This is a genomic window from Streptomyces sp. NBC_01390 (assembly GCF_045040105.1).
Taxonomy (GTDB): Bacteria; Actinomycetota; Actinomycetes; order Streptomycetales; family Streptomycetaceae; genus Streptomyces.
Genome location: NZ_CP109551.1, coordinates 7,635,384 through 7,657,119, shown reverse-complemented (window position 1 = coordinate 7,657,119; position 21,736 = coordinate 7,635,384). Strand labels below are relative to the sequence as shown.

Here is a 21,736-nt window from a genome sequence, read left to right as displayed (position 1 = left end):
GGTGCGCCGATTGACCTGACAGGCCTGCCTTGCGTCTTACCCGACGCAAGGCAGGCCTGTTCGACGGCGGCGCAAGGGTGGGGAGGCAGGGGAATGACACAGAGCAGTGTGCACGGGGAGGGGACGCGACGAGGCGTCCGGCCTGCTCGGGTTCCGGGGCAGCGAAGCGGCTCGCACGAGCAGGAGGGCGACTCCGGCGACGGCGACAGCGGTGGTGGCGGCAATGCGGCTGACGGCAATGGTGGCAACGGGGACCGTGGTTCGGCGGGAAGACAGCGTCGGCCCGGCAAGCGCAAAGTGCTGCGCTGGTCGGCGGCGACCCTCTCGGTGCTGATACTCGCCACGGCCGGGGTCGGCTACCTGTACTACGAGCACCTGAACAGCAACATCCAGAAGGGCAAGCGCAGCAGCGGCGACTCCAAGGCGGAGAAGACCGAGCCGAACGCGGCCGGGCAGACCCCGCTGAACATCCTGCTGATCGGCTCGGACAGCCGTAACTCCGACGCCAACGTGTCCCTGGGCGGTGACAGGGCCAACCGCGGCAATCCGCCGCTGGGCGATGTGCAGATGCTGGTCCACGTCTCCGCCGACCGCAAGAGCGCGGCCGTGGTGAGCATTCCGCGCGACACCCGCGTCGACATACCCAAGTGCACCAACCCCGACACCGGTGAGAAGTTCGAGGCGACCAACGCGATCATCAACACCTCACTGGCCCGGGGCGGCGCCGGCTGCACGCTGGCCACCTGGCAGAACCTCACCGGGGTCTACATCGACCACTGGATGACGATCGACTTCGCGGGCGTGGTGAAGATGGCCGACGCCATCGGCGGCGTCGAGGTCTGTGTGAAGCAGAACGTGTGGGACCGCCCGCTGCCAGGCGTGTCCGGCGGCTCCGGGCTCAAGCTCACGGCCGGCAAGCACAAGGTCCAGGGCAAGCAGGCGCTGCAGTGGCTGCGTACCCGGCACGCCTTCTACAGCGACCTGGGGCGCGCGAAGGCCCAGCACATGTACATGAACTCGATGATCCGCACGCTGAAGTCGCAGAACGTCTTCACGGACGCCGGGCGGCTGACCGGTCTGGCCGAGGCGGCCACGAAGTCCCTGACGGTGTCGGAGGAGCTCGGCACGGTCAAGGAGCTGTACGACCTGGGCATGCAGCTCAAGTCGGTGCCGACCGACCGCATCACCATGACGACGATGCCGACCGTCGAGGACCCCCAGAACAAGAACCATCTGGTGGCGGCCGACGCCGACGCCGAGACGTTGTGGACGATGCTCCGCGACGACATCGCGTTCGACGGGAAGGGCGGCGCCGCGGCGACGAAGGCTCCGACGGCCGCGGCCTCGACGGCGGCTTCGACGGACCCGGCGGCCGATCCCGGCAAGATCGGTGTGCTCGTACAGAACGGCACCCGGACCGCCACGCTGGCCGCGGTCGGCGGCCGGGCGTCCGCGATCAGCGGGGTCCTCTCGGGCAAGGGATTCACCAACGCGGCGGCGGACAGGTCCGGTTCGCTGTCCCTGGAGAAGACGGTCGTGCGCTACCCGAGTGCCGATCTGGCGGGCGACGCCCAACTGGTCGCCAAGTCCCTGGGAATTCCGGTGAGTTCGGTGAAGAAGTCGACGGACGTCTCCGGTGTGACGGTGATCGTGGGCGCCGACTGGCGTGAGGGCGAGGCCTATCCGAAGCAGGCGGCGCCGAAGGCCGGCCAACTGCCCGCCACCGCCGACAAGGTGGTCGGTTCGGACACCGACGCGTGCATGGACGTCTACTCGCCCTACCGCTGGTAGCGGCGGCGCTCACATGGGGGCGCGCACATGGATGGGGAGCCTGCCGTCAGTGACTGACTGACAGCAGGCCCCCGTTGTCGTTCAGGCCGATTTCAGGCCGCGTTCGCGCCGTCCAGCACCGCCGGCCGACGTGCCGCGATCACCTTCCTGGCAAGCGACTTGGGGCTCGTCAGGAAGCCCCAGCCCCAGCACATGTGCATGGTGGCGAGGGCGACGGGGATCTGCAGCCGGGCCTTCAGGGAAAGTCCCTTGCCGGCCGGGACCGAGCCCGCCGTGATCGCCGCGAGGTAGCCGCCGGGCACCAGGAAGGCCCACGGGGTCACCACGGCGCCCAGCAGCACGCCCGCCACGATCGCGATCACGGCGGTGGGCGGGGCGAGGTAGCGCAGGTTGATGGAACCCTCGTGGTAGCGGGCCACGACATGGCGCCAACGGCCGTAGTCCTTGTACTGCTTGGCCAGCGCGCGCACGGAGGGCCTCGGGCGGTACGACACCCTCAGCTCGGGCGAGAACCAGATGAGGCCGCCCGCCTCGCGGATGCGGAAGTTCAGCTCCCAGTCCTGGGCGCGGATGAACTCCACGTTGTAGCCGCCCTGTTGCTCCAGGGCTGCACGCCGGAAGACACCGAGGTACACGGTCTCGGCGGGCCCGGCCACGCCTCCCGTGTGGAAGGCGGCGTTGCCGACCCCGATCTTCGAGGTCATCGCGGCGGCCACCGCGTGCTCCCAGGCGTTCTCGCCCTCGGCGTGCATGATCCCGCCGACGTTCTGCGCGCCGGTCTCGTCGAGGAGACGTACGGCGGTCGCGATGTAGTCGGGCGAGAGCATGCCGTGCCCGTCGACGCGTACGACGACGGGGTGGCGGGAGGCCTTGATCGCGGCGTTCAGCGCGGCGGGCGTACGGCCGGTCGGGTTGGGGACCGTGTGGACGCGCTTGCTCGTGCCGGCCGTTTCCCGTACCAGCTCGGCGGCGATCTCGTCCGTGCGGTCCGTGGACGGACCGAGGGCGATGACGACCTCCATCTCGCCGGCGTACTCCTGGGCGAGGATCGCTTGGACGGCTCCGCGCAGATGCCGCTCCTCGTCGAGGACGGGCATGATCACGGACACGGCGGGCAGCTGCACGTCGGGCTTGGCGTTCATAGGGGGCTCACGTTACCGCGAACGGGGGACACCGACGCGCGCCGCCCGCTTGCCGAACCGGTCCACAGATCGTATGGGCCTACGGTGCTCACGGATCCCACGTTCGGCCCCCGCTTCCCCTCGCTCCTCCCCCCATTCCCTCCCCCGGCCAGCCTTCGCGGAGGTGCTCCCCCATGCCCGTATCCCCCGCATCCCCCCGCTCCCCCGGTTCCCCGCAGCGCCGGCCACGGCCGTCGTCCGGGCGACCGCGTCCCCCCGTACGGCGTAAGAAGCCCCGTTGGGCCATGCGGGCGGTGACGACGCTGTCCGTCGTGGTGCTCGCCGCGGCCGGGATCGGGCACGCGGTGGTCTCCAGCCTCGACGCCGACATCGCCCGGGTCGACCCCTTCAAGGACATGAAGAACCGTCCGCGGGCCGGGCACGGTATGAACGTGCTGCTGGTCGGCACGGACAGCCGGGAGAAGATCAGCGAGGCCGAGCGGCGGAAGTACCGGCTCGGCGGCGCGCCCTGCCACTGCACCGACACGATGATGATCGCCCACATCTCGGAGGACCGGGAGCGCGCGAGCGTGGTCAGCCTGCCGCGCGACTCGTACGCCGAGACGCCCCCGCACATCGACCGGACCACCGGGCGACGGCACGGCGGGCATGTCATCAAGCTGAACGCGGCGTACGCGGAGGGCGGCCCGAACCTCACCGTGCAGACGGTGGAGAACATGACGCACGTGAAGATCGACCACTACCTGGAGATCGACTTCACCAGCTTCATGAAGACGGTCGATGTGCTCGGCGGCGTGGAGATCTGTACGCCGCGAGCGCTGAAGGACTCCTACACGGGGCTGGATCTGACCGCCGGGAAGCATGAGCTGAACGGCGGGGAGGCCCTGCAGTACGTCCGTTCACGGCACGCCGACGGGTCCTCCGACCTGGGGCGGATGCAGCGACAGCAACGCTTCATGGCGGCGCTGATCGCACAGTCCACGTCGTCCGGGGTCCTGCTGAACCCGATGAAGTTCCGGGACATCACACGGGCGGTCCTGGGGTCGGTGCGGGCGGACAAGGAGTTCGGTACGGGTGAGCTGCTGGACCTCGGGCGGGCCATGCGGAACTTCTCCCCTTCGTCGTCCGAGTTCACGACCGTGCCGATCGGGCGGATGGGGTTCGCCGTCAAGGGCATCGGTTCGACGCTGAAGTGGGACGAGGCGAAGGCCGGCCGCCTGTTCCGGGCGCTGCGCGAGGACGAGCCGCTGGCGGTACGCAAGGGTGGGGGCGGGGGCGGCGGCGGTAAGAAGGGCGCGCCGGTACGGGTCGAGGTGGCGCCGCAGCAGATCCGGGTGCAGGTCGAGAACGGGACGCTCACGGCAGGGCTGGGCCGGAAGGTGGACCGGGAACTGGCCGCGACCGGGTTCTCGACGACCCGGGCGCCGGTGAACGCGCGGGAGCGGGGGGCGGCGACGCGGACGGTGATCGCGTACGACCCCCGGTGGGACCGTTCGGCGAGGTCGCTGGCGACGGCGTTGCCGGGGAGTTCGCTGCGGGTGGTGCGGGGGCAGGGGGCGCTGCTGAAGGTGACTGTCGGGGCGGACTACCGGGGGGTCCGGAAGGTTCGGGTCGGGGAGTTCGGGGTGAGTACGGGGGACGAGGTGGTGTGCCGGTGAGTCGGTGAGCTGGCGGGTCGGTGAGCTGGTGAGTCGGGGAACTGGTGAGTCGGTCCGGGTCGGTGCGGTGCAAGCCGGGCTTGGCGCCCGCCCAGCCGTTTCCGGTCCGGTGGTCGGCCAGTGGCCCGGTCGACTACTGGGCCGGTGGGCCAGTGGGCCGGTCTGCTAGTCGGCCAGGCCCTCCGCCGCTCTCCGTTCCCTGAGTTCCATGATCGCCCGCCGCCTCGCCAGGCGGTGGGTGCGGCGGATCTGGGCCTCCTGGCAGCGCCGTTCGTCCCGTTCCGTCTCCGGGAGGACCGGGGGCACGCGGCGGGGTTTGCCGTCGGCGTCCACGGCCGCGAAGACCAGGTAGGCCGACCCGACCTGGGTCGCGGGCGTCGACTCGTTCCAGCGCTCGGCGAGGACCCGTACCCCGACCTCCATCGAGGTCCGGCCGGTCCAGTTGACCTGTGCCTTCACATGGACCAGGTCGCCCACCCTGACCGGCTCCAGGAACGCCATCTCGTCCATCGACGCCGTGACCGCCGGACCACCGCTGTGCCGGCCGGCCACCGCGCCCGCAGCGTCGTCGACCAGTTTCATGATCACACCGCCGTGCACCGTACCCAGGAGGTTGGTGTCGGCGTGGGTCATGATGTGGCTGAGGGTGGTGCGGGAGGCGGAGGTCGGCTTGCCCGGGGGCGCCGTTTCCGCCCCGCTGGCCTGGTCTGTCATGGCGTCCACCTTATGCCGGACGTACACGTGGGCGATTTGTGTCAGCTTGGCAACAGCACTGTTCCTAATTTCCCTCGACCCTTGTAAAGGGCACAGTCGGGCACTGCACACTGGTCGGCATGAACGATTGGCCCGACGCGTGGTCCGACGACAACCGCAACAACCGGCACGGACGCGGCAGCGCGAACGCACAGCCCGAGGGTGCGCGAGTGATGCGGCAGGTCCAGCGCGGCCAAGGCGGCCCGTACGGCCAGAACCCGAGCGCCCCGCCCTACGGCGGCGGGGTCCCGCAGCAGCAGCCGTACGCCGGCGGCTACGGCCAGGACCCGTACGGAAACGGAAACGGGGACGGCTATGACAGCGGCTACAACACCGGCCAGGTCTACGGCGGCGCCCCGGGCGGCAGCGGACCTGGCGGCGGCGGACCCGGTGGCGGGCAGGGCGGGCCCGGTTCGATGAGTGGCCCCCGCTCGGCCCCGGACTGGCGCAAGCGCATCAAGTGGACCGCGATCACCGTGGTCACGCTCCTGGTCGTGGTGTCCGTCGGTACGTACTTCTGGGCCGACGGCAAGCTGAACCGCCAGGTCGACCTGTCCAAGGTCATCGAACGGCCGGACGGCGGCAAGGGCACCAACTATCTGATCGTCGGCTCCGACAGCCGTGAGGGCATGTCGGCCGAGGAGAAGAAGGCGCTCCACACCGGCTCCGCCGAGGGCAAGCGCACCGACTCGATGATGATCCTGCACACCGGTGACAACGGGCCGACGCTCATCTCCCTCCCCCGTGACTCGGACGTCGAGATCCCCACGTTCGTGGGCTCCGAGTCCGGCAAGACGTACAAGGGCACCGGCAAGCACACCAAGCTGAACGCGGCGTACGCGACGGACGGGCCCGAACTCCTTGTGCGTACCGTCGAGTTCAACACCGGTCTGCGCATCGACCACTACGTCGAGATCGGCTTCGCCGGCTTCGCGAACATCGTGGACGCGGTCGGCGGCGTGGAGCTGACCATCCCCAAGGGCGGGATGAAGGACACGAAGTCCGGCGCGAACTTCACGGCGGGCAAGCAGACCCTCAACGGCGAGCAGGCCCTGGCCTTCGTCCGTACCCGGTACGCCCTCGCGGGCAGCGACCTCGACCGTACGAAGAACCAGCAGAAGTTCCTGGCGGCGCTGGCGAGCCAGACCGCGACGCCGGGCACGATCCTGAACCCGTTCAAGCTGTACCCGACGATGAGCGCGGGCCTCGACACCCTGATCGTGGACAAGGACATGGGCCTGTTCGACCTGGGCGACATGTTCTGGGCGATGAAGGGCGTCACGGGCGGCGACGGTAAGTCAATGAACATGCCGATCTCGGGCTCGACCGGCGGCAACCTCGTCTGGGACAAGACGAAGGTGAAGACCCTGGTGACCGAACTGAAGAACGACGACACGGTCACGGTCTCGGGCAACTGAGCCTTCCTTCAACCGCTTTCACGCCGAACCGCTCGTACGCCGACCTTGTGCGTACGAGCGGTTCGGCGTCGTGCATCGGGGCGACGAGCCCGACACGAACCCCCGCAGGCTCATCCGCCCACCTCGAACCAGAGCAGCTTCCCGGCCCGACGATCGGCCAGGGTGCCTTCCGAGAGCGACCAGCCACCCCAACAGTCGGCGTACTCCTGGACGAGGCCCAGCCCTCGCCCGCCCCCGGCGTCCAGCGGGGCGAGCGGGGCCCGGTCCCACGGCGGACCGGCGAAGGGCGCGGGAACGCGGGGTGAGCTGTCCCAGACGCCCACCCGCAGGCGTCCGTCCTTGAGCGCGGTGAGACGGAGGGAGGCGGGGCCGCCGGTGTGCAGGTAGGTGTTGGTGACCAACTCCGAGGTCAGCAGCTCCACGGCATCGAGGATCTCGGGGCGGCCGTGGCTCTCCAGCACCGACCGTACGGTCATGCGTGCGACGCGTGCCGCGCGCGGGTCGTGGGGCACGCGAAGGGCGTACGTCCAGGTGTCCTGCGGGGATACGGTGCCCATGAAAACCTCCTGCGGGAAGGGGAAAAGGTTGCGTGCTTGCCCAACAATCGCGCCGAGCGGTGGCAGTGCCAGGGTTGGTGCGCTTCCGGCTTACAGGAGCGGGGAGTTGAGCGTCGGACTGAAGCAAACCCTAGCGGCATCGATGTGATACTTAACATTGAACAAAGGGGATGATTAACAATTCCCTCGTGTGAGTGACGCGAGGGTGTACGCCGTGACGAGAGAAGGACAGTGCCGCCCAGCACCCCGCCCACCCTGCGCCAGCAACGTCTCGGCGCCGAACTCCGCAAGCTCCGCGAACACTCGGGGCTGACCGCGACCGCCGCAGCGGGACTCCTCGGCCTAAAGCAGGCGCAGGTCAGCAGCATCGAGGCGGGCCGCTACGCCGTCAGCGCGGACCGTGTACGCACCCTCGCCCGGGCTTACAACTGCGCCGACGAGGCACTGACCGAAGCCCTCGCAGCGATGACAGGCGGCCGCACCCGGGGCTGGTGGGATGAATACCGCGACCATCTGCCCGTCGGGCTGATCGATCTGGCCGAACTGGAATACCACGCAGCCGCGCTACGTGTGGCTCTCGCGCTCCACATCCCCGCATTGCTGCAGACTGCCGATCACGCCCGGGCGATGCTCAGGGAGGCCGTCCCGCCCTTCCGCCCCTATGAGCTTGAGCATCGTCTCTCGTACCGCATCAAGCGACAGGAAATCCTCCACCGCGCCGGGGGCCTTTCCTACACAGCCCTGGTACACGAAGCGGCCCTGCGCATGCAGTACGGAGGGCCGGACGTCACCCGTGCCCAACTGGTCCACATCCTCGAATTGAGTGAACTGGACAACATCACCGTCCGGGTCATCCCCTACGCCTCACCCCACTATCCGGGAAACGGCCAGCCCTTCGACTACGTGGCCGGACCGGTTCCCCAACTCGACACCGTTCAACTGGACACCCACCATGGCGGTTGCGAATTCCTCGACGCCGAGGCCCAGTTGGTCAAGTACCGGACCCTCCTGGCCCGCATGGAGACCTGCGCCCTCACTCCCGCCGCATCACGCAAGTTCATCGAACGCATCACGCCCAGCCTCTGAAAGGACCCGACGTGCACTCCCTCACCTGGCAGAAGTCCACCTACAGCCCCGACGGCTCCAACTGCGTCGAGATAGCCCCCGCTCCCAGCACCATCCACATCCGCGACTCCAAGACCCCCACTGGCCCCCGGCTCACCGTCCGGCCCGCGGCCTGGGCGGACTTCATGTCGTACACGGTGGAAGCGGAACACTGACCCCAAGGGCCCTGGTCCACTTACCCGGCCTTTGGGGTTGGAGTTGATGCGGAGCAGCGTCGTGATCGGCAACAGGGTCGTGCGGCCTGGCTGCCGGTCAATCACAATGCGCCTGACCGGCCCTCTTCCTCCCTGCTCAGACAGTGTCGGCCGATGACTCGCACCCACGGGTCTATGCGACTTCGTGACTAGCGGCCGGATCACCCTTGCCCGACGGGTGTCACGGTTCGTAGTTTGCTGACCACAGAGACTGGAAGGGGCTCAGTGGACGCACTACAGGTAATCGCGGGCGGGCCGTGCAGGAGCGGCGACGACGACAAGTGTGGGAACGGCGACTGCCCCACCGTGTACGCCACCCAGGAACCGGGCATGTTGGCCATCCAGGGCTACGACGTGACCCACCCGACGCCGGAAGGCGAGTCAGTTGTACTGATCCCGGAAGACATCCTCAAGGAGGCTGCGCGTGCCCGTGGATGGCTCTAGCCCCGTTCTGCTGGACGGCGACGAGTGGCAGGCGTACTTCCGCGGTTTCAAGCGCTCCGCCTTCCGGCTGGAAGTCCACCAGACCTACACCATGCCCGCGGAGGCTCAGACGGTTCGCGACTTCCTCGCAGGGGCGTCGAGGCCGGAGGGCTTCAACGCGTCGTGGCACCGGACGATTCGCGGCCACGCGGCGGCCGGTCGGACGATGACCCGCGCAAAGATCGTGCGTCGACCGCTCACTCCATACAGCCGCTACCTGTTCGAGTGGTGCATCCCCGGAAATGTCGCGGCTGGGGAGGACTATCAAATAGTTGATTTGATGGACCAGCCGAACCTCGGACTTCCTGACCAAGATTTCTGGCTGTTCGACGAAGCGACCGTGGTTCATCTCAACTACCGCCCTGACGGTACGCAGATCAATCGGGAACTGATCCAGAACCCGGACATCAGTAAGTATCTCGCGTGGCGGGATCTCGCGCTAGAAAGTGCCGTACCGTTCAGTGCCTATCGAACCTGAGACACAAGCACGGGAACGGAAGAATTTGGCGGAGGCCCTTCGGGGTCTCCGTCGCGCTTCCGGTCTCAGTGGCCAACGTCTGGCGTTGCGCTGCAACATGAGCCAAACGAAGATCAGCCGCATCGAGACAGGCCGTGCCCTGCCCACAGTCATCGATGTCGAGCGCATCCTCAGAGCTCTCGCTGTGCCTGACGAGGTGGCCGACGAACTTCTTCGACTGGCTCGCCGAGCCAATGTGGACTACGCATCCTGGCGGGCTTATGCGCGTGTCGGCCTGCATCACAAGCAGGCCGAGCTAAGAGCCCTTGAGTCTTCCTCGCGTGTGATGCGGCACTTCCTCCCAGCAATCCCTACCGGCCTGCTTCACGTACGCGAGTACGCCTTCGAGACTCTGTCACCTACGGTGACCAGCGACCCGGCCAGGGACATCTCGCGGGCGGTACAGGCCCGTATGGACCGTCAGGCCATCCTGGATGACACATCGCGCTCATTCTGGTTCTTGATGACCGAACAGGCCGTCAAGTGGCAACGGGCGAGAATCAACGTTATGGCAGCCCAGTGCTCACACATGGCCGAGATCAACAGGAAACCCAACGTCGAAATTGGAATAATCCCACAGAGCGTTCATATTCCCGGCACCCCTATGAACATCTTTGTGGCCTACGACGATCGCCTCGTGACCGTCGAACTCTTCTCCGGCGAAGTCGTGTTGCGTGATCCTCGCGACATAACCCAGCACCTCAGTTTGTTCGATCTCTTCTGGTCACACGCCCTTACCAGCGATGATTCTTCCGCCTTTCTGGAAGAGGCAGCAGACGGGTTTATGCGTCAACGTAACTAACACTCCACGCGGGCTCATCGAAGGGCCATGATGGAGTTATGGAGAGCGAACGGAAAACCCCGTCCAGCGAAGACGCTCCCGTTGACGGAGCGTTGCCCATCAAACTGGATCGCGAACCGCAGGCGATTCCTGGCTGCCCTGTTTGCCTTTCGCATTCGGTCGCAAGACAGAATGCCCGCTCCCTTTTCGACTACAGCGCCGTTGCTGATGCCAACGTACGGATGCGGCTGCACCAATCGACGGAGCACCACCCATGAGTCGCAATGAGGCAGCCGGGCTCTTCAGTGACCTGCCCTTGATGACCATGCGGGTCTCTCGTGACTCCGGGCAGACCTGGGAGCCGGAGCGGGCCGTGTACACCACGGAGGACCTTTCGCCTCTGCTCACGGGTGCTTGGCCACCATGCGAGTGCCGGCGGTGTGCGGGACGCGGTCAGGGTTCCAGGCGCTGACGCTTTCCCGCTCTCCTCCCCGATGAACTCCCGCCCGGCATGGGCGGGTGCGGTCAGCCATGGCCGCGACCAGTTGAAGAGGAAGGTGCAGAGATGCAGAACGGAACCGACCTGTACGCGCTCGACATCGGCGGGGCTTCGTTCGTGAAGGCCTGCGGGGGCAACACCCACCCGGACGGCGAGTCGTGCGTGACCCTGGCCCGGATCGGTGACGACGCCTGGGCGCTCGGCGACAGCAAGCAGCCCGGCGCGCAGCCGCTGCGGTTCACGACGGAGGAGCTGGGCGCGGCCGGGATCGACCCCGCGTGCTTCGGCCTGAGCACCTGATCCTCCGGCCTCTCTCCAACCGGCTCCGGTCCACCCTCCACAGGCTCGGGGCCGGTTGGTCTTTCGACCGACGACACGGAACAGGAACGACAGGTGCACCACCACGGCTATCTGTGGACCGGCCCCAAAGAACGCTTCGACCAGGAGGCGCTACGACGGCCTCCGCATCCCGTGCCGCCCCCGGCCGGAAGCAGGCCGGAACTTGTCCAGCGGTACCGCGAAGTGGCGGCAGAGTTCCCGGCCGTCGACCTCCCGCCCCTGGAAACGGCGTACTGGCTCATCAAGCCGCGTTCCCTGGTTCGTGGCACGTGGGATGAGGCGAAGGAGGCGGCGTCATGGCTCGGGGAGCGACTGACCGAGTACGCTCCCCGGTTCGCCTCCCGGACGCAGGGCGACACGACCCAACTGCCCCTGCTCCTGAACTCCGCTGCTGAGCGGCTGGATTCGAAGGCTGATGTGTCGCTCGGGTTCTACCTCGAACGCCCCTCCTATCTGTCCCTGGCGCTGGTGACGTGTTCCCCGAATCGCACGATGCCTCAACTGGTCTGCCCTGTGGCGTAGTCGGCCCGACAGACGAACGCCCCCGCCGTTGCCGGCGGGGGCGTTCGTTCAGCCTCCCCGAGGGGGCCCAAAATGGAGCTGACCTGCGAAGTCCCCGCTAGGGAAGGTTCCGCGCCATCACGATCCGCTGCACTTGGTTCGTGCCTTCATAAATCTGCGTGATCTTGGCGTCGCGCATCATCCGCTCCACCGGGTAGTCGCGGGTGTACCCGTACCCGCCCAGCAGCTGGACCGCGTCCGTGGTGACCTCCATCGCCACGTCCGACGCGAAGCACTTCGCCGCCGCGCCCTGGAAGGTGAGGTCGCTGTCGAGGCGTTCCGAGGCCGCTGCGGCCTGGTAGGTCAGGGCGCGGGCGGCGGCGATCTTCATCGCCATGTCGGCGAGCATGAACTGGATGCCCTGGAAGTCGGCGATCGGCTTGCCGAACTGCTTGCGCTCCTTGACATAGCCCTTGGCGTAGTCGAGGGCGCCCTGCGCGATGCCCAGCGCCTGCGCGGCGATCGTGATGCGGGTGTGGTCCAGCGTCTTCATCGCGGTGGCGAAGCCGGTGCCCTCCTCGCCGATCATGCGGTCGGCCGGGATGCGCACGTTGTCGAGGTAGACCTCGCGGGTCGGGCTGCCCTTGATGCCGAGCTTCTTCTCCGGGGCGCCGAAGGAGACTCCCTCGTCGGACTTCTCGACGACGAACGCCGAGATGCCCTTGCTGCGCTTGGTGGGGTCGGTCACCGCCATCACCGTGTAGTACTCGGACTCGCCCGCGTTGGTGATCCAGCGCTTCACGCCGTTGAGGACCCAGAAGTCGCCGTCGCGGACCGCCTTCGTCTTCATGCCGGCCGCGTCCGAGCCCGCGTCGGGCTCCGAGAGGCAGTAGGAGAACATGCCGTCGCCCTTGGCGAGGGGCGTCATGTACTTCTTCTTCAGCTCCTCCGACCCGGAGAGGATCACGGGAAGGGAGCCGAGCTTGTTGACGGCGGGGATCAGGGACGACGAGGCGCACACACGCGCCACCTCCTCGATCACGATCACCGTCGCCAGCGCGTCCGCGCCCGCGCCGCCGTACGACTCGGGTACGTGCACGGCGTGCAGGTCGGCCGCGACCAGCGCGTCGTGTGCCTCCTGGGGGAAGCGGGCCTCCTCGTCCACCACGGCGGCGTACGGCAAGATCTTCGCCTCGGCCAGGGAGCGGATCGCGTCGCGGAGCATGTCGTGCTCCTCGGACGGGCGGTACAGGTCGAAATCAGCCGATCCGGCCAAGGTCTCTCACGCTCCAAAGACGCTGTGTGACTGACGCTAACTACTGTTAAGTAACCCAGTCGGTAATTCAGATTTTAAGGGCCTGCCCACCCGACTGATACGTGAGCTGCGCGACAGAGGGATTCTGCCCGGTCAAGGGCCCCGACAGCCCTCGGCGGGCCCGCGACTATGCTCGCCCTCGCACGCCTGACCGCCCCCATGCCACACCCCAGGAGCACCCATGGCTCTCAAGATCACCGTGATCGGCACCGGATACCTCGGCGCCACCCACGCCGCCGCCATGGCCGAACTCGGTTTCGAGGTGCTGGCACTGGATGTGGTCGAGGAGAAGATCGACCTGCTGCGGCGCGGCCAGGCCCCCATGTACGAGCCCGGGCTCGACGAACTGCTGCGCAAGCATGTCGCCGGGATCGAGGGTTCCACCGGGCGGCTGCGCTTCACCATGGACTGGGCCGAGGTCGCCGCCTTCGGCGACATCCACTTCGTCTGCGTGAACACCCCGCAGAAGCACGGCGAGTACGCCAGCGACATGTCGTACGTCGACTCCGCGATCGAGTCCCTCGCCCCGCACCTGACCGCCCCCGCCCTCGTCGTCGGCAAGTCGACCGTGCCCGTCGGCTCGGCGGACCGGCTCGCCCGTACGATCGCCGGCCTGGCACCGGCCGGCGCGGACGCCGAGCTGGCCTGGAACCCGGAGTTCCTGCGCGAGGGCTTCGCCGTCCAGGACACGCTGCACCCCGACCGGCTCGTGGTCGGGGTCCGGAGCGAGCGGGCCGAGAAGCTGCTGCGCGAGGTGTACGCCACGCCGATCGAGGAGGGGACGCCGTTCGTCGTCACCGACTTCCCGACCGCCGAGCTGGTGAAGACCTCCGCGAACTCCTTCCTCGCCACCAAGATCTCGTTCATCAACGCCATGGCGGAGGTCTGCGAGGCCGCCGACGGGGATGTGGCGAAGCTCGCCGAGGCGATCGGCTACGACGACCGGATCGGCAAGAAGTTCCTGCGGGCCGGGATCGGCTTCGGCGGCGGCTGCCTGCCCAAGGACATCCGGGCGTTCATGGCGCGCGCCGGGGAGCTGGGCGCCGACCAGGCGCTGACCTTCCTGCGCGAGATCGACTCGATCAACATGCGTCAGCGCGGCCAGATGGTGGAGCTGGCCCGGCAGGCGTTGGGCGGCGGCCCGTTCCTCGGGAAGCGGGTCGCGGTCCTCGGCGCCACCTTCAAGCCCGACTCGGACGACGTCCGCGACTCGCCGGCCCTGAACGTCGCCGGGCAGATCCACCTCCAGGGCGGCCAGGTGACGGTGTACGACCCGAAGGGCATGGACAACGCACGACGGGTCTTCCCGACGCTCACGTACGCCGACACGGCCATAGAGGCGGTACGAGGCGCCGACGCCGTACTGCACCTGACGGAGTGGCGGGAGTTCCGCGAGCTGGACCCGGCGGTGCTGGGCGAGGCGGTGGCCCACCGGCTCGTCCTGGACGGGCGCAACGCCCTCGACCCGGAGCTTTGGCGGCGGGCCGGGTGGACGTACCGGGCCATGGGGCGCCCTACTGCCTGACGGCGTTTTTCCGTTGGCGGAATTACGGGACTCCTTCCCGAATTCCCAACGGCAGGCAAATTCGGGGAATTCAACGTTTGACCCGCCGTGGCAGCGACAACGCCGGCGGGCGCCCGATCTGCGCGAAATCCGTGACACGTGAAGGGTCACGGATGGCGGGTGGCGGAGTACCGTCACGCGCCACGCGAGGCCACTCGAGGCCTGGCGCCACGGCGCTGCAGCGCTGCGGACCGGCATATGCCGCCTCCCCGGAATCCCCAGAACTGGTTCGAATTCCATTCGAATTACATTCGGTGATGTGTGGGAATTGACATCCCTTCTGCGCGAATTCTTCACGTTCGCATTGCGCGTATTGACAGCGTTCTCGACCCATCTCACAGCGGGGGTGTCCCCGAAAGAGAGGTGGGTAACGGGCAGTTAACTCACGCGTAGTCGAGCGGAATCCGCACCCCCCTCCAATGGTCCGCATTCACCGACCTGATTGATCGGACCATGCCAGGGAGTGATCATGCCCTTGTTCCGCAGGGGGGAGTGGCCGAGGGACCACCGTGACGAGTTCGTCGCGGGGGCTCTCGTCGGGGCGGTGGTGATCGTGCTCGGCTACGCGTCGGGCATCGGCACCTCCACCACCCCCGGCGCCCCCGAGGCCGCCACTCCCCCGTCGTCGCCGCCCGCGGCCACGGCACCCCCGATCGCCGCCCCGGGCGACCCCGCCGCCCAGGCACCGGGCGGCGGCTGGATGGGCCAAGTCCCGGTGGGCGCCGGCGAGTTGCCGGTGTTCGGCGACACGGGCACCGGCGACGGCACCGCAGGCAACGGGAGCCATGGCGGACACGGTGGCCATGGCGGGCAGGGTGCTTCGCCCGCCCCGACGCCCACCCTTCCTCCTCCCGCCGCCTCCATGCCCCCGTCCCCGTCACCTTCCGACTCCGGGCCGCCGAGCGGTGACGGCGCCTGTGCCGACGGCGAGGTACGGCTCGTGGCGCCGCTCCTCACCGGCATCACGCAGCCCCTGTTCGGCCTCCTCAACGGCACGGACACCGGGGGTACGGACACCGGGGGCACTGGCGAGGAGACCCCTGAGCCGACGGCCTCGCCGTGCATCGGGCTCCCCCCGCTCTCCGCCCTGCTCGGCGGCTCCGGCTCCGCCTCTCCGCTGCCGGAGGCCACCCCGTGACTCGCCGCCGCGCGCTCCTCCCGCTCCTGGTCGCCGTCCTCGCCGCCTTCCTCTGCGGCGTGGTCGGCGCGTCCCCGGCCGCGGCCCACACCGAACTCGTCCGGTCCGCCCCGAAGGACGGCGCACGGCTCGCCAAGGCCCCCGACCACCTCACGCTCACCTTCGACGAACCCGTCGACCTCGGCGACGTCCGCGCCATGACGCCCGACGGCGACCGGCTCCCCGTAACGCGCCCGCCGCACACCAGCACCGACACCGTGCGGATTGCCACCGGCCGGCCGACGAACGGCACGCTCTCCGTCGTCTGGTCCGTCGTCGACATGGAGGACGGGCACGCCTCCTCCGGCCGGCTCACCTTTGCCATCGGTACGCCGGCGAGCGCGACGGGCGCCCAGGAGCACGCCGACGAGGCCGCCGCCTCTTCCCCCTCACCCCTGGTGCGCAGGGCCCTCGTCGCCGCTCGCTGGGCCGGTTATCTCGCGCTGGCCCTGTTCATCGGCGGGCTCGCCTTCGTCACGCTGCTCTGGCCGCGCGGCGCGGAGACGTCCCGGGCGCGGGCGCTGCTCACCCTGGCCTGGGTGTGCGGGCTGGTGTCGACGGTCGCGAGCATCGGGCTCCAGGGCGCGTACGTCTCCTTCGGCGGCCTGCGGGACGCGCTGCGGCCGGCGTCGTACGTCGAGGTGCTCACCACCGAGCCCGGTGTCGCGCTCGCCGCGCGCGGGCTGCTGTGGGTGCTCGCGGCCGTCGTACTGAGCGCGCTGTTGCAGGGCGGGGCCCCTGCCTCGCGCTCGCCCGGCTGGCGCGTGGGCGCCCTCGCCGTGGCTCTCGGGCTGTTGCGGACGACCGGTATGCGCGGGCACAACTCCGAGGGCAGCGAGCCGGCCTGGGGTGCGGTGGCCGACCTCGTCCACCTGCTCGGGGCGGCCCTGTGGATCGGCGGGCTGGTGATGCTGACGGTGGCCGTGCTGCCGCGCCGGGAGCCCGTCGAACTGGCGGCCGTGGTGCCCGGCTACTCACGGCTCGCCGCCGTCTCGGTCGCCGCGATCGCCGTCGCCGGGCTGGTGCTCGCCTGGCAGGTCGTGGGGTCGTACGACGCGCTGCTGCACACCTCGTACGGGCAGTTGCTGCTGGTCAAGGGCGCCGTGCTCGGGGGTGTCCTGGTGGCCGCCCACTTCAGCCGCCAGTGGGTGCGCACCCGCCTCGATCTCGCCGTGCTGCTGCGCGGCGACGCCGCCACCGTGCGGCCCTTCTGTTACTCGGTCGCGGCCGAGACGGGGCTCGTCCTCGTCGTACTCGCCGTGACGAGTCTCCTGGTCACTGCCGATCCCGGCCAGTGAACTCCCCCTGAAATCCAAGGAGTCGTAGTGAAACGCACCAACGAGACAGGCGAGGGCGCCACGCGCCCCGTGCCGCCCGCCGGGAACCGCTCCCTGCTGGTCGCGGGGCTCGGTGCGGCCTTCGCCGCCGTGCTCGGCCTGGGACTGATCCAGGCGACATCGGGCAGCGCGACGGCCACCACGTCGGACTCGGCGGCGGGCGCGGCTCAGGCGCCCGCAGCCGTTGCTGCCGCTGCCCAGGCGCAGCCCGCCGTCGCCGCGGCGCCCGACCACCAGGTCGACATCATGAACTACAAGTTCGGCGACGGTAAGCAGCTCGTCGTCAAGGTCGGCGAGACCGTGCGCTGGACCAACCACGACAGCGCGCCGCACACGGTCACCACCACCAAGGGCCCGAAGAAGTTCGACTCGGGCACGCTGGCGCAGGGCAGTTCCTGGTCGTACACCTTCACCACGGTGGGGACGTACGAGTACTACTGCGCGGTCCACCCCGACATGGTCGCGTCGGTGAAGGTCGTCGCGGCCGACGACGGCTCGTCGGGCGGCACTTCGGGAGGCTCGTCGGGCGGTTCCACCGGCGGTTCCACGGGTGGCTCCACCGGCGGGTCGAGCGGCGGTACGTCGGGCGGGTCGTCCGGTGGCACCTCAGGTGGCTCGACCGGCGGGTCGAGTTCGGGCGGCAGCAGCACCGGTGGCAGCACCTCGGGCGGCTCGACCAGTGGCGGTACCGGCGGTACCGGGGGCGGTGACGGCGGTTCCGGGCAGTGCGCCAGCGTCCAGGACGTGCTCATGCCGATCCTCCAGCACATCAACGCCGCGCACCTGGAGCGGTCTCCGGGCCAGCAGGTGCAGGACGCGCTCGCGCTGGACTCGTACATCAAGCTGCACACGGTGTGGATCGAGACGATCCTGACGCCCGCCGTCGAGGGCGGCGGCACGGTTCTCGACGACACGCTCAGCGTGCTGCTGAACCACATCAACTCGGCGCATCTGGAGGAGCCGCTCGGGCAGCAGATCACCGACCTGCTCAACGTGGACAGCTACGTGAAGATGCACACGGTCTGGGCCGAGCACCTGCTCGCCCCCACCGAGGACTTCCTCACCGGCAGCTGCTGACGGGGCTCGCCCCGATGAAGGACGCCGGTCCGGCCGAGGCTCAGTCGGCCGGACCGGCGCTGCCCCCATTCTCCACATGCCCGCCACACTTCGGGAACCGCCTTCCAAGGAGACCTGGGATGACAACCGTCACCCTGCCCACAACCGCTGCCGCCGCCGCCGCGCTGCCACACCCCGGCCGGTACACCGTGGCCCCCACCCGCTCGCTCGTCGAACTCACCACCTGGTACGGCCCGTTGCCCACTCGGCGCCGACGCGTCACCCTCACCGACGCCTCCCTGACCGTGCCCGACGACGACCTGACCCCCGCCACTTTCCGCTTCGAGTTCGGGGATCTCGACCGGGCCGACGGCGCCCCCACCGTCCTGGCCTCCGACACCGTCGAGCTCCTCGACGGCGGACGGAAGCTGCAGCTCATCGGAGACCTGAACCTGCGCGGAGTCCGTTTCCCCGCCCTGCTGCGCCTCCGGGTCGTCGAGCGCGCCGACGACCGCCTGCTCGTCGTGGGCACCGCCCGGCTGCCGTACCGCCTTCTGCGCCGAGCGACCGGTTTTCGACCCGGCCGCCTGCCACGCCCGGCCACACGGCTGCGGCTGCTGGTCGCCGCGGAGTTCGCATGACGACGCCAGGAGGGCAGACAAGAAGGCAGGCAGCCCTCCTCCTCGTACTCGCCCTCGTCGCACTGCTGTCGGCCGTGCCCGGGCAGGCCTCGGCGGCCACCTACCGGGTCACCATGCAGGGGTACGCCTTCGCGCCCGCGTCACTGACCGTCCCCGCCGGCGCCACGGTGACCTGGACCAACCAGGACACGGCCCCGCACGACGTGAAGACCACCTCGGGCCCGGTCCAGATTCACTCGCCGATGCTGAACAAGGGCGAGAGCTGGAGCTTCACCTTCACGACGGCCGGTTCGTACGCCTACTACTGCACCGTGCATCCGAACATGACGGCCGGAATCGCGGTACAGGCAGCCGCACCCGCCCCTGTCCCGGCCCCGACGCACTCCCACGCCCACACCGGCTCAGGCACCGGCACCGGCTCGGAGCCCCAAGAGTCCGGGACAGGGATGGGTATGGGCCGGTCGACGGCATCGAGCGGTCGTACACCAACACGCACGGCCCCGCCCTCCGCGTCCTCCGCGGCCGCGCCGAAAACTCCCGGCCGGGCCTCGCCGACACCCACGGCACCGGCCGCCGCGCCGGCCCCTTCCTCCCCACCACCGGCCGGGGCAGCGCCCCAGGTGCAGACCACCACCGTCGCCTCGGCACGACCACTGGACCCGCTGCTCCTCCTGACGGGTATCGTCGCCGGGATCGCCGTACTGTGCCTGCTGTTGGTGGGTTCACGGGCCGCCGCTCCCCGCGGGAGGGACAAGGCCGAAGTCGAAGCCGAGGCCTAGGCCCAGCAGCGCGGGGAACCACGGAACGCAGAGCGCAGAGCAGGCAATCAACGGAGGAAGCCATGCCCATCGCCAAGTTCGACAGCGTCGTCCTGGACTGTCCCGACCCCGGCGCGCTCGCCGCCTTCTACGCCGGGCTGCTGGGCGGCACCCCCGAGGTCGAGGAGGACTGGGTCGACCTGCGGATCCCGGACGGGCCGAACCTGGCCTTCCAGGCCGCCCCCGGCCACGTACCGCCGAAGTGGCCGTCGGCCGACGCCTCGCAGCAGTTCCATCTGGACGTGACCGTGGCCGATCTGGACGCGGCCGAGCGGGAGGTGCTGGCGCTGGGCGCGAAGCCGCTGGACACGGAGGACCGGGCTCGCTCCTTCAGGGTGTACGCGGACCCGGCGGGGCACCCGTTCTGCCTCTGCGTGGGCTGACCGCTGACCCCAGCACGGGCTGAACAGTCCTCATGGGCGCATCAGCCGTATCGACCGGAGGAACCATGACACCCGTAGCCCGTTTCCGTACCGTCGTCGTCGACTGTCCCGAGCCGCGCGCGCTGGCCCGGTTCTACGCCGAGGTCGTCGGGGGCACGCCCGCGGACGAGGACCCCGAGTGGGTCGTCCTCCAGGTCCCCGGCGGCCCGCGCCTCGCCTTCCAGCAGGCGCCCGGGTACTCCCCGCCCGAGTGGCCGCGGGCCGACCACGGCTCCCAGCAGTTCCATCTCGACCTGGACGCCGGCTCCACCTGGGCGGAGCTGGACGCGGCCGAGGAGGCGGTCCTCGCGCTGGGCGCCCGCCCGCTGGACCTGGACGACCAGGACGGGAAGCGGGACTTCAGGGTGTACGCCGATCCGGCGGGGCATCCGTTCTGCCTCTGCCGGATCGAGCGACCCTGAATCTCCTGAAACCCTGATCCAGTGAGCCAGGTCAGCCGTCCAGCGCCGCGATCCGGGCCGTCGACGGCTCGCGGCGCTGCTGGGCGGCCTTGGCCGTGAAGTCGGCGCTGCGCAGGACGCGTTGGACGTTTCCCCAGGTGAGAAGGGTGAGGTCGGGTTCGGTCCAGCCTCGGCGCAGGAGTTCGGCGATCAGGTTCGGGTAGCAGGAGGCGTCGCCGAGTTCCTGCGGGTGGGCGCTGCCGGAGTCGTAGGTGCCGGACAGGCCGACGCACTCCGGGCCCGCGACCGCGCGGACGTGGTCGAGATGGTCGGCGACGTCACGGACGGACGGCCCGGTCTGCTCGGCCGTCAGCGGCACCAGGCACAGGCCTCTGGCCGCGCCCAGCTCGGCGAGCATCTCGTCGGGGAGGTTGGCGGGGTGGGGGCGCAGGGCGCGGGCGGCGGAGCGGGTGCAAAGGACCGGCGCCTTGGAGATCGTGACGACCCGACTGATGGTTGCCGGTGAGGCGCCCGAGAGGTCCGCCAGCACGCCGAGGCGGTTCATCTCGCGGACCACCTCCTCGCCGAACCGGGTCAGCCCGGCCTTGCTAGCCCATGACGTCCCGGCGAGGGTGAGCACGCGCAGCCCCAGGGAGTGCAGGACGCGCAGGATGGCGATCGAGTCGTCGAGGGCGACCGCGGCGGCGGGCCCGAGGACGACGGCGACCCGACCGCAGTTGCGCGCGTCGGTGACCTGCCCGGCGGTGCCGGCGAGCCGCAGGCCCTCGGGGTGGCTCCGGACCACCGTCTTGACCAGGTCTAGCTGTTCCAGGGTGGCGCCCACGGCACGGTCACCGGCGAGGCCGTCGGGCAGGTGCAGCGCCCAGAACAGTGCGCCCACGTGGCCGCGTCGCATCCGGGGCACATCGGTGTCGACGGTGCTCTCACCGAGTTCCAGGTCGTACCAGGGCAGGTGGCGCAACGCCCAGGGCAGCCCGCTGTAGCCGTCGGCGACGGGGTGCGCGGTGAGGAGTGCGTGGGCGCGGTCGAGGGGATCGGCGTCCGGGTCGCGGAGGAGGGCGAGCGCGAGCGCCGCGTCCTGGTCGTCGCCGGGTGGCTCGTCGGGGTGCTGCTCGTCGGACTCTGGCGCGGGGACTGGCGGTGGGGCCGACGGGTCGAGTTTCCCGACCTCGGCTGTGGTGCGCAGTTCGTCCTGCAGGTCGGCCATGACGGGCTCCCGTACGTCG

At 69.3% G+C, this 21,736-nt stretch carries 23 protein-coding genes; 18 read left to right on the top strand and 5 right to left on the bottom strand.

The window, feature by feature from the left end; translation table 11 throughout:
* The first annotated feature begins 93 nt into the window (after nt 1-93).
* On the top strand, nt 94-1,791 hold the full coding sequence (locus OG241_RS34620) for an LCP family protein (RefSeq protein WP_405821002.1): 1,698 nt from the start codon (nt 94-96) through the stop codon (nt 1,789-1,791).
* Between the two features lie 92 nt (nt 1,792-1,883).
* Here the strand turns inward: OG241_RS34620 and OG241_RS34615 are convergent, their stop codons facing one another.
* Entirely contained in the window at nt 1,884-2,933 is a 1,050-nt protein-coding gene (locus OG241_RS34615; protein ID WP_405821000.1) for a glycosyltransferase family 2 protein, read from the bottom strand.
* Nucleotides 2,934-3,217: 284 nt separating this feature from the next.
* Between OG241_RS34615 and OG241_RS34610 the strand changes: the two genes are divergently transcribed.
* Nucleotides 3,218-4,591, top strand: coding sequence for an LCP family protein (locus OG241_RS34610; RefSeq protein ID WP_405820998.1), 1,374 nt, complete (start codon nt 3,218-3,220; stop codon nt 4,589-4,591).
* A gap of 165 nt (nt 4,592-4,756) precedes the next feature.
* On the opposite strand, the gene OG241_RS34605 is transcribed toward OG241_RS34610, so the two are convergent.
* Complete coding sequence (locus OG241_RS34605) at nt 4,757-5,305, bottom strand: acyl-CoA thioesterase (protein WP_405820996.1); 549 nt, start codon at nt 5,303-5,305, stop codon at nt 4,757-4,759.
* A gap of 119 nt (nt 5,306-5,424) precedes the next feature.
* Between OG241_RS34605 and OG241_RS34600 the strand changes: the two genes are divergently transcribed.
* Entirely contained in the window at nt 5,425-6,762 is a 1,338-nt protein-coding gene (locus OG241_RS34600) for an LCP family protein (protein WP_405820994.1), read from the top strand.
* A gap of 110 nt (nt 6,763-6,872) precedes the next feature.
* Here OG241_RS34600 and OG241_RS34595 read toward each other — a convergent pair whose 3' ends face one another.
* A complete protein-coding gene (locus OG241_RS34595) occupies nt 6,873-7,319 on the bottom strand; it encodes an ATP-binding protein (RefSeq protein WP_405820992.1) in 447 nt (148 codons plus the stop codon).
* Nucleotides 7,320-7,550: 231 nt separating this feature from the next.
* Here OG241_RS34595 and OG241_RS34590 point away from each other — a divergent pair, with 231 nt between their 5' ends.
* The 7 genes from OG241_RS34590 to OG241_RS34560 all read left to right on the top strand — a co-directional run bounded on the left by OG241_RS34590 (nt 7,551) and on the right by OG241_RS34560 (nt 11,779).
* Complete coding sequence (locus OG241_RS34590) at nt 7,551-8,405, top strand: helix-turn-helix domain-containing protein (RefSeq protein WP_405820990.1); 855 nt, start codon at nt 7,551-7,553, stop codon at nt 8,403-8,405.
* Between the two features lie 11 nt (nt 8,406-8,416).
* The gene (locus tag OG241_RS34585; protein WP_405820988.1) at nt 8,417-8,599 is read left to right on the top strand and encodes a DUF397 domain-containing protein; all 183 of its coding nucleotides are present in this window, start codon (nt 8,417-8,419) and stop codon (nt 8,597-8,599) included.
* 264 nt (nt 8,600-8,863) lie between these two features.
* A complete protein-coding gene (locus OG241_RS34580) occupies nt 8,864-9,082 on the top strand; it encodes a hypothetical protein (protein WP_405820986.1) in 219 nt (72 codons plus the stop codon).
* A complete protein-coding gene (locus OG241_RS34575) occupies nt 9,069-9,599 on the top strand; it encodes a DUF6879 family protein (RefSeq protein ID WP_405820985.1) in 531 nt (176 codons plus the stop codon). Before OG241_RS34580 ends, OG241_RS34575 begins: the two co-directional genes overlap by 14 nt.
* Nucleotides 9,568-10,440: a helix-turn-helix domain-containing protein gene (locus OG241_RS34570; protein ID WP_405820983.1), complete on the top strand. Its 873-nt coding sequence runs from the start codon at nt 9,568-9,570 to the stop codon at nt 10,438-10,440. The genes OG241_RS34575 and OG241_RS34570 overlap by 32 nt, the downstream gene beginning before the upstream one ends.
* Before the next feature lie 544 nt (nt 10,441-10,984).
* Nucleotides 10,985-11,218, top strand: a complete 234-nt coding sequence (locus OG241_RS34565) for a DUF397 domain-containing protein (RefSeq protein WP_405820981.1) — start codon at nt 10,985-10,987, stop codon at nt 11,216-11,218.
* A 93-nt stretch (nt 11,219-11,311) separates the two neighbouring features.
* Nucleotides 11,312-11,779: a hypothetical protein gene (locus OG241_RS34560; protein ID WP_405820980.1), complete on the top strand. Its 468-nt coding sequence runs from the start codon at nt 11,312-11,314 to the stop codon at nt 11,777-11,779.
* A gap of 97 nt (nt 11,780-11,876) precedes the next feature.
* Here OG241_RS34560 and OG241_RS34555 read toward each other — a convergent pair whose 3' ends face one another.
* On the bottom strand, nt 11,877-13,034 hold the full coding sequence (locus OG241_RS34555; protein ID WP_405820978.1) for an acyl-CoA dehydrogenase family protein: 1,158 nt from the start codon (nt 13,032-13,034) through the stop codon (nt 11,877-11,879).
* 220 nt (nt 13,035-13,254) lie between these two features.
* On the opposite strand from OG241_RS34555, the gene OG241_RS34550 reads away from it, so the two are divergent.
* The 8 genes from OG241_RS34550 to OG241_RS34515 all read left to right on the top strand — a co-directional run bounded on the left by OG241_RS34550 (nt 13,255) and on the right by OG241_RS34515 (nt 20,510).
* Nucleotides 13,255-14,598, top strand: a complete 1,344-nt coding sequence (locus OG241_RS34550) for a UDP-glucose dehydrogenase family protein (RefSeq protein WP_405820976.1) — start codon at nt 13,255-13,257, stop codon at nt 14,596-14,598.
* 508 nt (nt 14,599-15,106) lie between these two features.
* Nucleotides 15,107-15,775, top strand: coding sequence for a hypothetical protein (locus tag OG241_RS34545; RefSeq protein WP_405820974.1), 669 nt, complete (start codon nt 15,107-15,109; stop codon nt 15,773-15,775).
* Nucleotides 15,772-17,112: a copper resistance CopC/CopD family protein gene (locus OG241_RS34540; protein WP_405820972.1), complete on the top strand. Its 1,341-nt coding sequence runs from the start codon at nt 15,772-15,774 to the stop codon at nt 17,110-17,112. Before OG241_RS34545 ends, OG241_RS34540 begins: the two co-directional genes overlap by 4 nt.
* A gap of 27 nt (nt 17,113-17,139) precedes the next feature.
* Nucleotides 17,140-18,228: a plastocyanin/azurin family copper-binding protein gene (locus tag OG241_RS34535; RefSeq protein ID WP_405820970.1), complete on the top strand. Its 1,089-nt coding sequence runs from the start codon at nt 17,140-17,142 to the stop codon at nt 18,226-18,228.
* 119 nt (nt 18,229-18,347) lie between these two features.
* Nucleotides 18,348-18,848 (top strand): hypothetical protein, encoded by a 501-nt coding sequence (locus OG241_RS34530; protein WP_405820968.1) that lies wholly within the window; start codon nt 18,348-18,350, stop codon nt 18,846-18,848.
* The gene (locus OG241_RS34525; protein ID WP_405820966.1) at nt 18,845-19,627 is read left to right on the top strand and encodes a plastocyanin/azurin family copper-binding protein; all 783 of its coding nucleotides are present in this window, start codon (nt 18,845-18,847) and stop codon (nt 19,625-19,627) included. Before OG241_RS34530 ends, OG241_RS34525 begins: the two co-directional genes overlap by 4 nt.
* Nucleotides 19,628-19,689: 62 nt before the next feature.
* Nucleotides 19,690-20,049: a VOC family protein gene (locus OG241_RS34520; RefSeq protein ID WP_405820964.1), complete on the top strand. Its 360-nt coding sequence runs from the start codon at nt 19,690-19,692 to the stop codon at nt 20,047-20,049.
* 65 nt (nt 20,050-20,114) lie between these two features.
* Complete coding sequence (locus OG241_RS34515) at nt 20,115-20,510, top strand: VOC family protein (RefSeq protein WP_405820962.1); 396 nt, start codon at nt 20,115-20,117, stop codon at nt 20,508-20,510.
* A gap of 31 nt (nt 20,511-20,541) precedes the next feature.
* Here OG241_RS34515 and OG241_RS34510 read toward each other — a convergent pair whose 3' ends face one another.
* A complete protein-coding gene (locus OG241_RS34510) occupies nt 20,542-21,717 on the bottom strand; it encodes a dipeptidase (RefSeq protein WP_405820960.1) in 1,176 nt (391 codons plus the stop codon).
* Nucleotides 21,718-21,736: the final 19 nt, after the last annotated feature.

What these genes read in the sequence shown, in the direction of transcription:
- OG241_RS34620 (WP_405821002.1), top strand. Translation starts at nt 94, where the DNA reads ATGACACAGAGCAGTGTGCACGGGGAGGGGACGCGACGAGGCGTCCGG.
- OG241_RS34595 (WP_405820992.1), bottom strand. Translation starts at nt 7,319, where the DNA reads ATGGGCACCGTATCCCCGCAGGACACCTGGACGTACGCCCTTCGCGTG.
- OG241_RS34615 (WP_405821000.1), bottom strand. Translation starts at nt 2,933, where the DNA reads ATGAACGCCAAGCCCGACGTGCAGCTGCCCGCCGTGTCCGTGATCATG.
- OG241_RS34520 (WP_405820964.1), top strand. Translation starts at nt 19,690, where the DNA reads ATGCCCATCGCCAAGTTCGACAGCGTCGTCCTGGACTGTCCCGACCCC.
- OG241_RS34600 (WP_405820994.1), top strand. Translation starts at nt 5,425, where the DNA reads ATGAACGATTGGCCCGACGCGTGGTCCGACGACAACCGCAACAACCGG.
- OG241_RS34550 (WP_405820976.1), top strand. Translation starts at nt 13,255, where the DNA reads ATGGCTCTCAAGATCACCGTGATCGGCACCGGATACCTCGGCGCCACC.
- OG241_RS34510 (WP_405820960.1), bottom strand. Translation starts at nt 21,717, where the DNA reads ATGGCCGACCTGCAGGACGAACTGCGCACCACAGCCGAGGTCGGGAAA.
- OG241_RS34515 (WP_405820962.1), top strand. Translation starts at nt 20,115, where the DNA reads ATGACACCCGTAGCCCGTTTCCGTACCGTCGTCGTCGACTGTCCCGAG.
- OG241_RS34545 (WP_405820974.1), top strand. Translation starts at nt 15,107, where the DNA reads ATGCCCTTGTTCCGCAGGGGGGAGTGGCCGAGGGACCACCGTGACGAG.
- OG241_RS34605 (WP_405820996.1), bottom strand. Translation starts at nt 5,305, where the DNA reads ATGACAGACCAGGCCAGCGGGGCGGAAACGGCGCCCCCGGGCAAGCCG.
- OG241_RS34530 (WP_405820968.1), top strand. Translation starts at nt 18,348, where the DNA reads ATGACAACCGTCACCCTGCCCACAACCGCTGCCGCCGCCGCCGCGCTG.
- OG241_RS34610 (WP_405820998.1), top strand. Translation starts at nt 3,218, where the DNA reads ATGCGGGCGGTGACGACGCTGTCCGTCGTGGTGCTCGCCGCGGCCGGG.
- OG241_RS34525 (WP_405820966.1), top strand. Translation starts at nt 18,845, where the DNA reads ATGACGACGCCAGGAGGGCAGACAAGAAGGCAGGCAGCCCTCCTCCTC.
- OG241_RS34565 (WP_405820981.1), top strand. Translation starts at nt 10,985, where the DNA reads ATGCAGAACGGAACCGACCTGTACGCGCTCGACATCGGCGGGGCTTCG.